Raw genomic sequence first — 15,906 nt, 5'->3', positions numbered from 1 at the left:
GTGAGATTCCGCCGTGCCCTGAGGCCGCTGGCGCTCAGCCTCGCCTCGCTCGCCGCGGTGCTGGTCTCCACCAGCACCGCGCCGATGGCGCGCGCGGCGAGCGGCGGCACCGTGGCCGTGGGCCTGTCCAGCATGAGCCCGGCCATAGCGGTCCGCGGCGACACGCTCAAGCTCCAGGGCGATCTGGTTGGTTCGGCCGGCGTGTCGCACCCGGCGGTGACCGTCCGGCTGGCGGTCGCCGAGCTGATCGGCCGCTCGGAGATGGCCAACACCGCGGGATCTCATTCGCAGCTCGTCTTCGGCCACCAGGACGACGTAGGCAACGTCACCGTCGGCGCCACAGTGCCGTGGTCGCTTTCCGTCCCGATCGCGGACATGGGTCTCAACGGCCGCGGCGTCTACGCGCTCGACGTCGAGGCATATTCGGAAGGCGTACGCATCGGTGCGCTGCGCACGTATCTCCCGTACGAGATGAACAGCGACACGAGCCTCAAGCCGACGCAGATGGTGCTGGTGTGGCCGGTGGTTGGCACGCCGGCCCTTGACGGTCAAGCGTCGAACGGCGTCGACGAAGCCGTGACCGACGACCTGTCCACTCAGTTCGCCGCGAACGGGCGGCTCTACCAGGTATTGGCCGCGGGTTCCGCAGCCGCGACTGCGAACCGCAAGATCGCCGTATCGTGGCTGGTCGACCCGGATCTGCTGGCGACGGCCGCAGATGAGCAGAACGGCTATACGCTCTACTCGACGGGCCCGACCAGCTCCGCGACCTCCACCGACTCCGGGGCGCAGAACGCACAGCGGTGGCTGGCCGAGGCGAAGACCGTGCTCGGCACGACCGGAGAGCTGTGGCAGCTGCCGGCCACCGACCCGGATTTCGGCTCCCTGGCCGCGGGCGACCCGGCGTTCGCCGCCGCAACGGTCAAGAACGCAGCCCAACAGACCGGTTCGACGGTCGTCACCTCCGTCGGCCGCACGCCCTTAGGCACCCTGGCGTGGCCGGCGGACGGCCAGGTGAACGCGCCGACGCTCAAGCTCGCCGAGCAGGTGAATCCCGCCGCGACGATCGTCGGCTCTGACTCCATCGACCTGCACACGCGCGCGGACATCTTCACGCCGACCGGCCGGGTCAACCTGTCCGACGGCAGCCATCTCGCGGTCAGCGACGCGGACCTCGACGCAATCTTCGCCGGGGACGCCGCCGACGCCGCGTACCGGGTCGCGGGCACCAACTCCTCGCTGCTCACGTCCCAGCGCTTCCTGGCCCAGAGCGCGCTCATCGCCCTTGAGGAGCCCAATCTCAGCCCGCCGCGCACGGTCATGGTGACCGCGCCGCGCGGAGTCCAGCCGGACCCCGCGCTGCTGGCCGCCGTCGGTTCGGCGAGCTGGATCAAGACCGTCGGCCTGTCCACTCTGCTGAACACGTCGCCCGACGGTCAAGCGCAGACCTCGACACCTAAGCGCGCCTCGGCCACCGCGAAGAGCGACCTGACACCTGATCAGCTCACCGCGACGGGAGCCCTCGGCGAGTTGGTCCAATCATTGGCGCAGATCCTCTTCGACCCGACGAAGGTCACCCAGTCGTACGGCCCGGCTTCGCTGCGTACCATGTCCACCTCATGGCGCGGCGATACCGCAGGACAAGCGGCGTTCACGCGGGCGGTACATGCGCGGGTGACGACGATAGTCAACGCGGTGCGCCTTGTGCCTAAGTCGGACCTGACCCTTTCGGGCAAGAGCGGTGTGATTCCTTTCACCGTCCAGAACGAGCTCAACGAGAACGTCAGCATCGGCATCCGGATCACTACCGACCGGCCGGGTTTGTCGGTGCAGCAGGTCCAAGTGCAGACGTTCCATCCGGGCTCGACGACAGTAGACGTCCACGTCAGCTCCACCGTGTCCGGGCAGCGGGTCATGGTCACCGCGCAGCTGGTCACCCCGGGCGGAAACGACTATGGGGACAGCCAATCGCTTCAGGTGACGGTCTCGTCCATCGGCTCCGTGACACTGGTCATCTTCGGGCTGTCCGCCGCGTTATTGGTTGTGGCGGTAATGTTACGGATCTATCGGAGCAGGCGGACCCGGACCGCGCCGCCCGTTCCCGATCCGCCCGGCACGCCCGCGGAGAACGCCGCTTCAGTCGAGGCGGAGCGGGGACAATGATGAGCTGAACGCGGGGTGTGCCCGCGCGCCAGGAAGGCACCGAGGACCGTCGCGATGGCACGCTGGCCAGAACAGGATCGACCGGGCACCGCCCAGGCGCAGACGTATGTCCCGCCGCCGCAGGACCTCTGGTACCCCGCCATACCCGAGGACGAGGCGCCTGAGGAGCGCGCCGCCCGTCGCGCCGCCTACGCGGAGGCGGTCGACGCCACCCGGTTCAACCTTCCCGTCTTCGGCACCTCGTTCCTCGACCCCGGCGCGCTCCAGCAGCTGATCCCCCCGCGCCGCAGCGCGGTCCAGGGCCCGGCGACCCGCCCGTACGAGCAGTACAGCGACACCGACGTCTGGAGCCCGCCGGGATCGCCGACCGCGACCATCCCGACGCCCGAACACTCGGCCGAGGCTCCCGCTAAGGCAGCGGCGACCAGCGTGTCCCGCGCCAGCCGGATCATGGCGCTGGGCACCATCGCCTCCCGCGTCACCGGCATGCTGCGGCAGCTGCTGCTCGTCGCCGCGCTCGGCACCGGCGTGCTGGCGTCGAACTTCAACGTCGCCAACAACGTCCCGAACACCATCTACCTGCTCGTCATCGGCGGGGCCGTCAACTCCATCTTCGTGCCGCAGCTGGTGCGGGCGATGAAGGACGACCCGGACGGCGGCCAGGCGTTCATGGACCGGCTGCTGACCATCTCGGTGGTGATCCTGGGCGTGCTCACCGTGGCCTGCGTGGTCGGCGCGCCGCAGATCGTCGACTTCTTCTCCAGCTCCTCCGGCCCGGACCGCGAGATCACGATCCTGTTCGCCCGCTACTGTCTGCCGCAGATCTTCTTCTACGGCATGTTCGTGATGCTGGGCCAGATCCTCAACGCCACGGACAAGTTCGGCCCGATGATGTGGACGCCGGTCCTGGCGAACGTCATCATGATCGCGACGCTCGGCGCGTACATCGCGATCGCCGGCTACGTGCAGACCAGCTCCACCATCACCCACGCCGAAGTGCTTCTGCTGGGCGGCGGCACCACCATCGGCATCGCGCTGCAGACGCTGACCCTCATCCCTTACCTCAAACAGGCAGGGGTCGGCTTCCGGCCACGATTCGACTGGCGGGGCACCGGGCTGGGCAAGTCGCTCACCCTGGCCAAGTGGACCATGGGCATGGTGCTCGTCGGCCAGGTGGGCAACTGGGTCATCATCAAGTACGGCACCCGGATGGACACCGCGCGGCCGCACGAGGGCGTCGGCTACACCGGCTACTCGAACGCCCTGACCATCTGGATCCTGCCGCAGGCGGTCATCACCGTCTCGATCATCACGGCGCTGCTTCCCCGGATGAGCCGCGCCGCGCACGCCGGGGACCGGACCGCCGTGCGCGACTCGATCTCGTACGGCCTGCGCGTCACGGCGGTCGCGATCGTCCCGTGCGGATTCGCCTTCGTCGCCTTCGGACAACAGATCGCGACGCTGCTCTTCCGGCACGGCGCGGCGGACGCGGTCCAGTCCCGGAACCTCGGCTACATGATCATGGCGTTCGGCCTGGGCCTTATCCCCTTCTCTGCGCAGTACCTGATGCTGCGCGGCTTTTACGCCTATGAGGACACGAAGACGCCGTTCGTCATCGCGGCGTGGATCGCGGCCATCAACTCCGTGCTCTCGCTGGCCTCGTACTACGCGCTGCACACCACGCAATGGGCCGTTACGGGCATGTGCGTTGCGTATGTGATCGCTTACACAGTGGGCATGGTGATGACCGGCGCGAAACTCAGCCGCAAACTGCGCGGTCTGGATGCCGGGCGGGTGGTGCGCACCCACGCCAAGCTGGCCGCGGCCGCGGCGCTCGCGGCGCTGGTGGGCGGCCCCGTGGCGTACGAGATCACCAAAATGGTGCAGGCGCCGATGCTGGCCTCCACCAGCGCGCTCGTGCTCGGCGGCGGTCTTTTCGGCGTCATCTTCCTAGTCGCCTCGCGGCGGATGCGGGTGGAGGAAGTCGACTCGATGCTCGGGACGATTCGGGCGCGTTTCGGGCGGTAGGCGGGATTTTGTCCGCGGCGCTCCAATCCGCCGTCTGACGGGCTTTCGCCTACCACCTGAGCTGCGCTCGCGGGGCGTGTTCCCGGGAATTCACGCCCTGTCCCCCGTGCGGCCCGGTTCGCCCATGTGGGGCCGGGCACTAGCATGACAGTGAGCGCCCGTCATCTGATGCGCGGTGCTCCTGCCCCACTACGGAACGACGCGAATGAGGGAGGGCCGTGGCTTCCCTGGCCGAAAAGCCCGTCGGAGACAGCGAGAACTTCGATCGCGCCCGTTTCGAGCAGCAGGTCCACGCGGGGGCCCGGCTCGCCGACCGGTACCGGCTGGACCGGGAGCTGCGCCGCTATTCCGGCGGGGTCGAGCCGCTGCCGCGGGCGTGGGTGGGATTCGACGAGCTGCTCAACCGCAAGGTGGGGATCGACCTGATTTCCTCGGGCCACCCGCGGGCGCGCGTGATCGAGGGGGCGGCCCGCAACGCCGCGACGGTTCCGGACGTGCATTTCGTGCAGGTGCTCGACGCGGCCGACGAGAGCGGCCTGGTCTACGTCGTCAAGGAATGGGTGGCCGACGCGGCGTCACTTTCCACCCTGCTCGCCAACGGCCCGCTCTCCACGGCGAAGGCGACCGCGATCGCGCGCGAACTGGCCACGGCCGTCGCGGCGGCGCACGACTGCGACATGCCGCACGGCGCGCTCGATCCGACCACCGTGCTGGTCACCAGTACCGGCCAGGTGAAGATTCTGGGTCTCTGCCTGGAGCGGGCGCTGGCCGGCCTGGAAAACGGTCCTGACGCGCAGGCCGAGGATGTCCGGGCGATCGGACGCCTGTGGTACGCGGCGCTGACCGGTCGCTGGCCGACGGAGGACGGAGGGTTCGGCCTGCCCGGCGCGCCCTTCTCGCACGGCAAGCCGTTCAGCCCGGCCCAGATCCGCGCGGCCGTGCCCAAGACGGTGGACCAGCTCGTCTCGCAAATCCTCGGTGCGTCGGACGGCTCGGGCGAGGCGACCGGCGCCTCCACGATCGAGAGCGCCAAGGCTCTCGTGACTGGCATCGCCGCGTTGCCCAGGTTCCGGGAGGAGCCGGAGGCGACGAGCGTTCTGCCGCGCACGACCTACCCGCAGCGGCCCGGCGGGTATCCGGCCGCCTCGCGGACAGTCGCGGTGCCGCAGTCGCGCACGATGACCGGCGGACGGCCGCCCCGCCGCTACTCACGCGGCCTGATCGTCATCATCGTCGGCGTGGTGCTGGTGATCGGCACGGTCGCGGCGTTCGAGCTCGGCGGACGGCACAACTCGCCGAGCGCGTCCTCGTCCAACTCGCCTGCTCCCCGCTCGGCGTCGTCGGCTCCCGCGACACAGCCGCTCGCGATCACGACGGCGTCGATATGGGACTCGGACAAGGGCCAGGACGACACCACGAACCTTCCGCACGCCTATGACGGTTCGAGCACCGGCTGGACCACGTCGACCTACTTCGACGGGCCGACGATAGCCCCGTACCGGGCCGGCTCCGGGATCGTCTTCGACCTCGGTTCGGCGAAGAGCGTCTCCCGGGTGAAGTTCGACGTCGCGGTCGCCGGAGCGACGGTCGAGGTGTGGACCGGGTCCTCGTCGCTGTCGTCCGTGCCCACCGTGACGAACTCGGCCCCGCCCGGCTTCACCAAGCAGTCCGCGCAGGCGAACGTGGGGGGCGGCGGCGACATCACCGCGAGCTTCTCGTCGCCGGTCACGACGCGGTTCGTGATGGTCTGGTTCACCGTGCTGCCGCACCAGGACGCCGACCAGAACGACATCGCCGGGTACCGTGACACGCTGTCGAACGTGAGAATCTTCTCCTAGATCTGCTCCGTCGAGGTCAGGGGAGCAGCGGACCACGGGAGCCGGAATGCGAGCGAGGCGCGGCGATCCGCAGCGCGCACGGGAGGACGAAGCCGACCGCGCGCTTCTCGCCCGGCATGTCGCGGGGGATCGTGAGGCGTTCAGCGAGTTGTTCAGCCGTCACCGGGACCGGCTGTGGGCGGTGGCGCTGCGGACCATCGGGGATCCCGAGGAAGCTGCGGACGCGCTCCAGGACGCGGCGGTGTCCGCGTTTCGGGCTGCGGCGGGCTTCCGGTCCGAGTCGGCGGTAGGCACGTGGCTCTACCGCATCGTGGTCAACGCGTGCCTGGACCGAGTCAGACGGCAGGCCGCCCGCCCGACGGTGGGCTATCCGGAGGAACAGTCACCGGCGTGGCAGCGCGCGGTACGAGACTCGACGGACATGGCCGAGACCCGGGACCTGCGGATCGTGCTGGAAGACGCGCTCGCCACGCTCCCGTTCGACCAGCGGGCCGCGGTGGTGGCGGTGGACGTCGAAGGACTGTCGGTCCAGGAGGCGGCCGAGGCGCTTGGGGTCCCGGTGGGGACGGTGAAGAGCAGATGCGCGCGGGGGAGGGCGAAGCTGGCGACGATTTTGGCCGATTTGCGGAACCACCCGCAGTCGCCGCCCGTCCAACGTCAGACCACCCCGAAGGGCGTCGGCGACTCCCCCGAAGCGATGGAACGAGGTGTGCGGTGACATCGGCTCACGAGCCACGCAGAGCCCCGGGCGCGCACCTCTCGGCTGAGGAGCTGTCAGTCGCCGTGGAGGCGCGGCAGGAAGGCGCTGTGGACGGTACGGAGCCCGCGCAGGACGTCGCCGAGCACCTACAGGGCTGCGCGCAGTGCCAAGCCGACGCCGAGACGATGGCGGAACTCCTCGCCATGCTCGGCCAACTGGAGCAGCCGCCGATTCCCGCGGACGTCGCGCTACGCATCGACGCGGCTCTGGCCGAGGCTGCGCGAACCTGGGTGGCGCTTGCTGCTCCTGCTGCTGCGACCGACGCCGCTGTCACCCGAACAGCCGATGCCTCGACAAGCGGCAGCGAGCCGGGGATGCCCGGCTCCGAGGCTGGCTTTGCGGCGCAGTCCAGCGACGAAGACCTCGCCGGATCGCGGCGGCTGTCTTCTGAGGGGCCTCCGGGCCCACGGTCCGAACGCCGTCCGCCAACGCTCGGTCCCACTAAGCGCCATCCCGATTCGCGCCGCCCGCACGCACGGCGGTCGCTGCGGCGCACCCTCAGCTGGACGCTCGCCTCGCTCGTCGTCCTGGGCGGCGCGGCCGGGCTGGCGACCCTCGCCCTCTCGTCGTCCGGGAACTCCACCTCAGGGCCGAGCGCGAGCGCAGCCCGCGGCGTCGCCCCGCCCCTATCCGGCAGCTCGCAGGCACTGAGGAACGACGGTGCCCAAAGCAGTAATGCCGAGGCGCTGGCGGCGCTGACGAGCTGGACGAAGAGTGCCCTCGCCACATCGTCGTCGTCGGAACCGGCCGACTTGAGCCCCAGCGCGCACCCCCATGCGCTCACCACGGCGCCGACCTCGGCCGTGGCCGCCGCCGAGATCGAGCAGTGCCTCGCGAACCCGGCCACGAAGGGGCGCCAGGTGCTCGGAACCTCCTACGGGGTGTTCCTCGGCAAGTCGGCGGTCCTCGTCGTCTACGCGATCGGGGACGGCTCCCAGTCCGTGGACTCGGTGGCCTATCAGGCGCCGTGCGCCTCGACCGGCTACCTCGTCCTGGCGGAGGGAACCGTCCCCAAGTAGCGGACGAAACTAAAGCGTCAGGCGCCGATGAAGTCCTGCAGATCATTGAGCAGGGCGCGCTTCGGCTTGGCGCCCACGATGGTCTTGGCGACCTCGCCCTTGACGTAGACGTTGAGCATCGGGATGTTCAGGACGCCGTACTTGGCGGCGATCTCCGGGTTCTCGTCGATGTTGACCTTCACGATCTCGAGCGCGTCGGCGTGCTCGGTCGCGATCTGGTCCAGGATCGGGGCGATCATCCGGCAGGGGGCGCACCACGGCGCCCAGAAGTCCACCAGGACCGGCTTGTCGCGCTCGAGCACATCCTGGGTGAACGACGCGTCGGTTACCTGCTTGAGGTCTGACATGGCTCCTCGTCTCCTGGTGTCTGGCTGCGAATCTGTGCTGCTGCCGCTTCTCAAGCCGCGCGGCTGCGGCGGCATGGGTGTCAGTGCGCGGCGGCGGAGTCGGACAGCGCCGCGAGGTACCGCTCCGCGTCGATCGCAGCGGCGCACCCGGTGCCCGCGGCGGTGACGGCCTGGCGGTACACGTGGTCCACCACGTCGCCACACGCGAACACGCCCGGCTCGCTGGTGAGGGTGCGCGGCGAGTCCACCTGGACGTAACCCTCGTCGTCGATGTCGATCTGGCCGCGGAACAGGTCGCTGCGCGGCTCGTGGCCGATGGCGATGAAGAGGCCGGCCGCCTCCAGGACCCGCTCCTCACCGGTGACCGTGTCGCGCAGTCGCACGCCGGTCACCCGGTCCTCGCCGAGGATCCCGGCCACCTCGCTGTTCCAGGCGAACGAGATCTTCGGGTTGGCGAACGCCCGGTTCTGCATGATCTTGCTCGCCCGCAGCTGGTCGCGCCGGTGCACCACGGTGACGGTGCGGCCGAAGCGGGTGAGGAAGGTGGCCTCCTCCATCGCCGTGTCGCCGCCGCCGACCACCACGATGTCCTTGTCCCGGAAGAAGAAGCCGTCACACGTGGCACACCAGGAGACGCCGTGGCCGGACAACCGCTTCTCGTCCGCCAAGCCCAGCTCCCGGTAGCCCGAGCCGGTCGCGATGATGACTGTGCGCGCCAAGTGGGTGTCGCCGGCGCCGTCCACGATCCGCTTCACGTCACCGGCCAGCTCGACCTCGGTCACGTCGTCCGGCACCAGCTCGGCGCCGAACCGCTCCGCCTGCTTCCGGAGGTTGTCCATCAGGTCCGGACCCATCACTCCGTCCGGGAAGCCGGGGAAGTTCTCCACCTCGGTGGTTTTCATCAGCGCACCGCCCGCGGTCACCGAGCCCTCGAACACGAGAGGCTTCAGCCCGGCCCGCGCCGCGTAGACCGCGGCCGTGTAGCCAGCCGGTCCCGAGCCGATGATGACGACGTCGCGCACTTCCGCGCTCTGCTCCTGCGGGTTCTGCGGCACTGCCTGGCCTTCCTCACGATGGACGGATCAGCGGACGTTCTGGTCGGCCGATTCCGCCGCCACCTGCATGGACTCGAACAGATCCGGGGGGTCGGCTATTCCGCCGCCCACCGGCCACCCATGACTGTAGAGGGTCCCCGTCACGGCGCGACAACGCGTCCCACACGCCGTCGGCCGCCTCGCTCGGAACCGCCTCACGGATGCGGGGCGCAGCCGGGATCGAACCTGCCATGAATGACAACGCGACCGTATTCCCAAAGGCAACGGTCCCCTGTTTCACGTGGAACAGGGGACCGTTGCGTTGTTTGGTTTCACGTGGAACGTCAGGACCGCTTCTCCGGGAGCGCGACGCCTCAAGCAGCGTCGAGGTCACCATCGCCGGGCATCAGCGTGGCGACGATCCGGTGGAGGTCCTTCATGTTGGCGAACTCGATCACGATCTTCCCGCGCTCCTTGCCCAGGTCCACCCGAACCCGGGTCTCGAGCCGGTCGGACAAGCGCGCGGCGAGGTCGGTGAGCGTCGGCGACACGCGGCTGCCGGCCCGCACCTTCCGCGGAGCGCGCGGCTTGCCGCCCGCCGGATCGCCCACCGCGACGATTTCCTCGACCACCCGCACGGACAGCAGCTCCTGGCTGATCCGCTCGGCCAGCCGCAGCTGCTCCTCCTCGGTCTCCAGCCCGAGCAACGCCCGCGCGTGGCCCGCGGTGAGCTGCCCGGCCGCGACTCTGCGCTGGACCTTCGGCGGCAGCTTCAGCAGGCGAAGCGTGTTGGACACCTGCGGCCGCGAGCGGCCGATCCGGTCGGCCAGCTGCTCGTGGGTGCAGGCGAAGTCCTTCAACAGCTGGTCGTACGCCGCCGCCTCTTCGAGCGGGTTCAGCTGAGAGCGGTGCAGGTTCTCCAGGAGCGCGTCCAGGAGCATCCGCTCGTCGTCCGTCTCCCGGACGATGGCGGGGATGCGGTCCAGTCCCGCTTCCTGGGTCGCGCGCCACCGGCGCTCGCCCATGATGAGCTCGTACTTGCCGGCGCCGCCCGAACCGGCGGGCCGGACCACGATCGGCTGGAGCAGGCCCACCTCGCGGATGGAGTGGACCAGTTCCGCCATCGCCTCCTCGTCGAAGATGTCGCGCGGCTGGCGGGGGTTCGGCGTGATGGCGTCGACCGGAAGCTCCGCGAAATGGGCTCCCGGCACTTCGTCCGCCACGATCGACGACTCGGTGAAAATCGGCGCCTCGGACTGTTCGTCCGCGTCGGCCCGGTAGATCTCACCGAGGGGGAGGCGCCGCGGCGGCGCCACTGAGCCGGCGGCCGATGCGGAGGCACCGGCACGGGGCGCGGCGGGGGCGGTCACCGGGGGCGCTCCCGCGGCGCCTTCAGGGGGCATCGTCGGGATCAGCGCCCCGAGTCCCCGCCCGAGTCCCCGTCGACGGTCGTTCATCGTCCCACCTCAGCGTTGATCCCTGTGTTGGCCCGGTCCGCGTCCGACTGCGCGGGGATGCCGGCCGCGCCTTCGCGCGCGGCCCAGCGTTCGGCGATCTCCCGCGCGGCCTCGCGGTAGGCGAGCGCTCCGGTCGACGCCGGGTCGTAGGTCATGACCGTCTGCATGTAGCTCGGAGCCTCGGAGATGCGCACGGAACGGGGGACCGCCGTGTGCAGCACCTGCTCGGGGAAGTGGGTGCGGACCTCGTCGGCCACCTGTGAGGCCAGTCGGGTACGCGCGTCGTACATCGTGAGCAGGATGGTCGAGACGTGCAGCTCCGGGTTGAGGTGGGCGCGGACCAGTTCGATGTTGCGCAGCAGCTGCCCGAGGCCCTCCAGCGCGTAGTACTCGCACTGGATCGGAATCAGCACTTCCGCGCCGGCGACCATCGCGTTGACCGTCAGCAGGCCCAGTGACGGCGGGCAGTCGATCAGGATGTAGTCCATCGAGCTGTGGTAGACGGCCAGGGCACGCTGGAGGCGGCTCTCCCGGGCGACCATCGAGACCAGCTCGATCTCCGCGCCCGCCAGATCGATGGTCGCCGGGGCGCAGTAGAGCCCTTCGATGTCGGCGACCGGCTGGACGATCTCCTCCATGGTGTACCGCTCGATCAGCACGTCGTAGATCGAGGGGACCTCGGCGTGGTGGTCGACGTTCAACGCGGTGGAGGCGTTGCCCTGCGGGTCGAGGTCGACCACGAGGACGTTCGCGCCGCACTGGGCGAGCGCGGCGGCGATGTTGACCGTGGTGGTGGTCTTACCGACGCCGCCCTTCTGGTTCGCCACCACGAAGGTCCGCGTGTGTGCGGGCTTCGGCAGCTCGGTGCCGCTGCGGGAAAGGGCGGCCAGCGCGGCCTCGGCCTCACGCGCGATCGGGGTGTCCTCCGAGCGACTGCGGCCTCCGTGAAGCAGGTCGGTGTCCGCGTCGGGATACACCGTTTCCGTTCCGGGCGTACCCGCTGCCGGTTGGTCGTAGGGCATCGGCCAACTCTCTTCCTCCGTCGCCGGGACGACGGCTCGTTCCGCGCGATGCCTCGCCGGGGTGACGACCGCCGGCGGAGGCGTGGTACCTAGGGGTGTTCTGTCTGCGTCAATGACCCGGGGGTCGTGTTGCCAGGACCAACTGAAGCCGTCCGGTGGCTCCGACGGCAGATCCATGGACTCGTCGAGCCGCCAACCCCGCGGAAGCAACTCCCCCGTCGTCTCCACGCTGGACTCGTCCGACACGGATTCATCGCGATCGGGATTGCCACCCGGATAAGCACCGTACTGACCGTGCGCGACCATCATGTCCCCTCGCCGCCTCGGTCGGAGAAACTTGGGTGTCAACCACGTCGCGTTTCCCGTGCAAAGTCACTCGTTGGGATCACGTTTCACGTGAAACCCAACCCCTGAGGGATGGCGCTCCACCCGAACCGTGCGCGCAGAGAGGCGGTGACACATTTAACCATGCGAGCCGCGGCGAGCGCGTCGCCCGGACCGCGCTTGGCTCCGACGTGTCCGGTGCCCATAACCGGTGGCTCCCAATTCAATCCGGACCACCTTGGTCGCCGCCGGGCCGAGTGAGCCACCGACATCTACGACTGCCCAACTCGTCGCTCCTAGAGCAGGCAGGGACGCCGCCACAGCATTGAGTTCATCTGACGCGGCGTCTCCTTTGAGAGCCAGCATTTGACCTCCGGGACGCAGCAGCGGAAGACACCAGCCCATCAAACGTTCCAGTGGCGCGACCGCGCGAGCCGTCACCACGTCGGCTCCCAACCGCCCCGCCCACTCCTCTGCGCGCCCCCGAATCACCTCGGTGTTCGTGAGTTTCAGCTCCTCGACGCACTCGGCGAGGAAAACGGTGCGCCTCAGGAGTGGTTCGAGCAGCACCACACGCAAGTCGGGTCTCAGTGCCGCCAACACGAGCCCGGGTAGACCGGCGCCCGAGCCGACGTCGACGATGCGCGCCTCGGGGGAGATGAGTTCCGCGATCGCCCCGCAGTTCGTCAGGTGCCGATCCCAGAGGCGCTCGACTTCGCGCGGCCCGAGCAGTCCCCGCTCGACGCCGGCTCCGGCGAGCAGCTCCGCGTATCGGCGAATCAGCGGCAGGGCCGGACCGAACAACCGGACCGCGGCCGGGGGCGGTTCGGGCGGCGTCCTCATCTCAGGCGAAAGTTCAGTGTCGACCGGCGCGGAGGCGGGTCGATCCGCCGTGTCATCAGCCATCGGCAATCCCACGTTTCATGTGAAACACAATCGTGCCAAACCAACGGCCCCGCCTCCAACGAGACGGGGCCGTGTCAAAGACCTCTGCTGAGTGCTTCTGGGTGCCGAAGCGCCGCGATCCGCCCTAGCCGTCATACGACTGAGGATCCCTCACGACTTCGCTCCGCCGCGACGCCCGGGATCACGCCGGAAGGACGACCACTCGGCGGTTCGGCTCCTCGCCCTCCGACTCGCTGCGCAGGCCGGCCGCCGCCACCGCGTCGTGCACCATCTTGCGCTCGAAGGGACTCATCGGCGCCAGCTTGACCGGCTGCCCGGTCTCCGCCACCTTCTGCGCGGTCTCGGTGCCGAGCTTCACCAGCTCGCTGCGCCGGGCCGCCCGGTGACCGCCGACGTCCAGCATCAGCCGGGTCCGCTCGCCGGTCTCCCGGGTGACCGCCAGCCGGGTCAGCTCCTGCAGCGCCTCGAGGACTTCGCCGTCCCGCCCGATCAGATGGTCGAGCCCCGTGCCGACGACGGACACGGCGGCGCGGTCGCCCTCGACGTCCATGTCGATGTCTCCGTCGAGATCGGCGATGTCCAACAGACCCTCGAGGTAGTCGGCCGCGATCTCGCCCTCTTCCTCCAGGCGGGCCAGCTCGTCCTGCGGCTCCTGCGCAGACTCCGGCTGCGTCGCCTCGACGGTCGATTCCGTCACCGTGTTCTCCCTGCGTCTTTCCAGGCCCGGGGCGACCTCGTGGGCCGCCGGGCGATTTCAGCGGGTGCGCTCGCACCCGCAAAGCTACTTCTTGCGCCCGCTGCGCGTGCTGCGCACCGGCTGATTGCGCTGCGCCTTGGAGCGCGCGTCCTGCGCGGAGCCGGTTCCCGCGACCGCGCCGGCCTTGTCCACACCGCCGGTCCCGGTCGCGCCCGCCTTGCCCTTGGCGCCGGTCGAGCTGACGACCGGGATGACCGCGTCGGTCGGCTCGCCACCCTTGGCCGCCTTCTTCGCGGCCTTCAACTCCTGGCGCTTGAGGTGCGCCTCGTGCGCCATGGATCCGGGCAGCGGGCTGTTGTGCAGCACGTAGAACTGCTGGCCCATCGTCCAGAAGTTGGTGGTGAGCAGGTAGATCAGCACGCCGATCGGGGCGATGAAGCAGAAGAACGCCATGAAGACCGGCATGATGTACATCATCATCTTCTGCTGCTGGACCATCGGGTTGTCCGGCGCGCTGTTCTTGAGGATCATCTGCCGCTGCGTGATGAACTGCGTCGCCACGTAGACGATCGTCATCACGATGATCACGGACTTCACGGTGCCCTGGCTCGTCCCGCCGAGCTGGGCGAGCGGCGTGTTGAAGTGGGCCGAGATCGGAGCGCCGAAGATGTGCGCCTTCTTCGCGCTGACCACCAGCGCCGGCGCCATGAAGAAGATCTCCTTGCCGTTGGACACGTTGTACAGCAGCCGGTACAGCGCGGTGAAGAACGGCATCTGCACGATCAGCGGCAGGCAGCTGGCGAACGGGTTGGTGCCGTGCTCCTTGTACAGCGCCATCATCTCGCGCTGCTGCTTCTGCTGGATCTCCCGTTTGCGCACCGGGTCGAGCTTGGCCCGTTCGAGCTCCTTCTTGTACTTCTCCTGGAGCTTCTTCACCTCGGGCTGGACGACCTGCATCGCCCGCATCGACTTGATCTGCTTGACGAAGAGCGGGATCAGAGCCGCACGGATCACCAGGGTCAGGAAGACGATCGAGAGACCCCAGGCCCAGCCGCTGTCCGGCTGGAAGACCTGGCCGAACAGCTTGTGAAATTGAACGATCATCCAGCTGACACCCCAGATGAGGGGGCTCAGCAGCTGGTCATACCACGTCACGGTCAGGCTCCTCGGCTCGACTCACGCCCATAAAACTCTCATATCGAACGGTGCGCCGGAGCAGCGTCCGCGTCCACTATCCGCCAAGCGCCGCGTGGAGGGACCGGATCGACCCCACCCGCGCTCCACGGATTGCACCGAAGAATCCGCCATGCCGTGAGAAGCGTGCCCTTGGTCGCACCGTGCACGGACATCGCCTCGTAGCCGTAGTGCGAGCAGCTCGGGTAGTACCGGCACACCGGTCCGAGCACGCGCGACACCGTCAGCTGGTACAGGCGGATCAGCGCCATCAGTACGTACTTCATTCGCATCGCTTCTTCGGTACGACATCATCCAAGCTGTCAGCCGGGCCGCCGCCGGACGGAGGCGGCCGGCGGACTCAACCGGGCGAGGGCCGAGTCCAGATCTCTGGCCAGGTCCGCGGCGGCCGCCCCGGCTGCCGGTGGCAGCGCCCGGACCACGAGGACCGCGCCCTGCGGCAGCCGGTCGAGCCGTTCCGCCACGAGGTGCCGCAGCCGTCGCTTCACCCGGTTGCGGACCACCGCGGGCCCGACCGCCTTGCTGACGACGAAGCCCGCACGGGCTGGACCCGTGCGGGCTTCCTCGACGCTCGACCGGACCGCTGACGCGTCCGCCGACCACAGGTGGGCGACCAACGTGGGGCGCCCCGCCCGGCGCCCGCCACGGATGGCGCGGGCGAACTCGTCGCCCCGCCTCACTCGGCGGTCCGCGGGCAGCACCTGAAGCTAGGCGGACAGGTTGCGGCGGCCCTTGGACCGGCGGGACGACAGGATCGCCCGGCCGGCGCGGGTCCGCATGCGCAGCCGGAAGCCGTGGGTCTTGGCGCGACGCCGGTTGTTCGGCTGGAAGGTGCGCTTGCTCACTGGGGGCTCCAGACAAAGACTGATCGGTCACGAGGCCGCGATGCCAAAACGCGCCGCGTGGAGGCTTGGTGCTCCGGGAAGGCCCGCTGTTCCAACGACAGGCATGATGCAGCGCTGGTCGGCATCTCGACCTGCCTACGGTACGTGGCCGGGAGCCCGTGGGTCAAACCGCCCGGACAGCGCCCGCACCAGGCCACGCGCCATTTCGCCCCCGCGATTCGTTACCTCCTTGCCCTCACCCGGTCGCCGCCCAGCACGATCACGAAGAGGCT

At 69.2% G+C, this 15,906-nt stretch carries 15 protein-coding genes; 5 read left to right on the top strand and 10 right to left on the bottom strand.

What is annotated here, in order from left to right; all coding sequences use genetic code 11:
* The 5 genes from VGZ32_RS14020 to VGZ32_RS14000 all read left to right on the top strand — a co-directional run bounded on the left by VGZ32_RS14020 (position 1) and on the right by VGZ32_RS14000 (position 7,808).
* Positions 1-2,163: a DUF6049 family protein gene (locus tag VGZ32_RS14020; RefSeq protein WP_326886443.1), complete on the top strand. Its 2,163-nt coding sequence runs from the start codon at positions 1-3 to the stop codon at positions 2,161-2,163.
* Between the two features lie 54 nt (positions 2,164-2,217).
* Entirely contained in the window at positions 2,218-4,191 is a 1,974-nt protein-coding gene (gene murJ / locus VGZ32_RS14015; RefSeq protein WP_326886442.1) for a murein biosynthesis integral membrane protein MurJ, read from the top strand.
* A gap of 218 nt (positions 4,192-4,409) precedes the next feature.
* On the top strand, positions 4,410-6,029 hold the full coding sequence (locus tag VGZ32_RS14010) for a protein kinase family protein (protein WP_326886441.1): 1,620 nt from the start codon (positions 4,410-4,412) through the stop codon (positions 6,027-6,029).
* A 46-nt stretch (positions 6,030-6,075) separates the two neighbouring features.
* On the top strand, positions 6,076-6,747 hold the full coding sequence (sigM, locus tag VGZ32_RS14005) for an RNA polymerase sigma factor SigM (RefSeq protein ID WP_326886440.1): 672 nt from the start codon (positions 6,076-6,078) through the stop codon (positions 6,745-6,747).
* Positions 6,748-6,836: 89 nt separating this feature from the next.
* On the top strand, positions 6,837-7,808 hold the full coding sequence (locus VGZ32_RS14000; RefSeq protein WP_326886439.1) for a hypothetical protein: 972 nt from the start codon (positions 6,837-6,839) through the stop codon (positions 7,806-7,808).
* Between the two features lie 17 nt (positions 7,809-7,825).
* Here the strand turns inward: VGZ32_RS14000 and trxA are convergent, their stop codons facing one another.
* The 10 genes from trxA to rpmH form a co-directional block, all read right to left on the bottom strand.
* Positions 7,826-8,155, bottom strand: coding sequence for a thioredoxin (gene trxA, locus VGZ32_RS13995; protein ID WP_326886438.1), 330 nt, complete (start codon positions 8,153-8,155; stop codon positions 7,826-7,828).
* A gap of 80 nt (positions 8,156-8,235) precedes the next feature.
* On the bottom strand, positions 8,236-9,210 hold the full coding sequence (gene trxB, locus VGZ32_RS13990; RefSeq protein WP_326886437.1) for a thioredoxin-disulfide reductase: 975 nt from the start codon (positions 9,208-9,210) through the stop codon (positions 8,236-8,238).
* 353 nt (positions 9,211-9,563) lie between these two features.
* Positions 9,564-10,646, bottom strand: coding sequence for a ParB/RepB/Spo0J family partition protein (locus VGZ32_RS13985; protein WP_326886436.1), 1,083 nt, complete (start codon positions 10,644-10,646; stop codon positions 9,564-9,566).
* Positions 10,643-11,668 carry a ParA family protein gene (locus tag VGZ32_RS13980; RefSeq protein ID WP_326886435.1) on the bottom strand — a complete coding sequence of 342 codons (1,026 nt, stop codon included), beginning with the start codon at positions 11,666-11,668 and terminating at the stop codon, positions 10,643-10,645. Before VGZ32_RS13980 ends, VGZ32_RS13985 begins: the two co-directional genes overlap by 4 nt.
* A gap of 462 nt (positions 11,669-12,130) precedes the next feature.
* The gene (gene rsmG, locus VGZ32_RS13975) at positions 12,131-12,835 is read right to left on the bottom strand and encodes a 16S rRNA (guanine(527)-N(7))-methyltransferase RsmG (RefSeq protein WP_326886434.1); all 705 of its coding nucleotides are present in this window, start codon (positions 12,833-12,835) and stop codon (positions 12,131-12,133) included.
* 244 nt (positions 12,836-13,079) lie between these two features.
* Entirely contained in the window at positions 13,080-13,595 is a 516-nt protein-coding gene (locus tag VGZ32_RS13970) for a protein jag (RefSeq protein WP_326886433.1), read from the bottom strand.
* An 84-nt stretch (positions 13,596-13,679) separates the two neighbouring features.
* On the bottom strand, positions 13,680-14,750 hold the full coding sequence (yidC, locus tag VGZ32_RS13965) for a membrane protein insertase YidC (protein ID WP_326886432.1): 1,071 nt from the start codon (positions 14,748-14,750) through the stop codon (positions 13,680-13,682).
* A gap of 38 nt (positions 14,751-14,788) precedes the next feature.
* Positions 14,789-15,055 carry a membrane protein insertion efficiency factor YidD gene (gene yidD / locus VGZ32_RS13960; RefSeq protein ID WP_326886431.1) on the bottom strand — a complete coding sequence of 89 codons (267 nt, stop codon included), beginning with the start codon at positions 15,053-15,055 and terminating at the stop codon, positions 14,789-14,791.
* 36 nt (positions 15,056-15,091) lie between these two features.
* Entirely contained in the window at positions 15,092-15,490 is a 399-nt protein-coding gene (rnpA, locus tag VGZ32_RS13955) for a ribonuclease P protein component (RefSeq protein ID WP_326886430.1), read from the bottom strand.
* A gap of 6 nt (positions 15,491-15,496) precedes the next feature.
* Positions 15,497-15,634 carry a 50S ribosomal protein L34 gene (gene rpmH / locus VGZ32_RS13950; protein ID WP_326886429.1) on the bottom strand — a complete coding sequence of 46 codons (138 nt, stop codon included), beginning with the start codon at positions 15,632-15,634 and terminating at the stop codon, positions 15,497-15,499.
* Positions 15,635-15,906 lie beyond the last annotated feature (272 nt).

Origin of the sequence: Actinocrinis sp. (genome assembly GCF_035938995.1) — a bacterium.
GTDB lineage: Bacteria > Actinomycetota > Actinomycetes > Streptomycetales > Catenulisporaceae > DASZGI01.
This window is presented reverse-complemented; position numbering and strand designations above follow the sequence as displayed.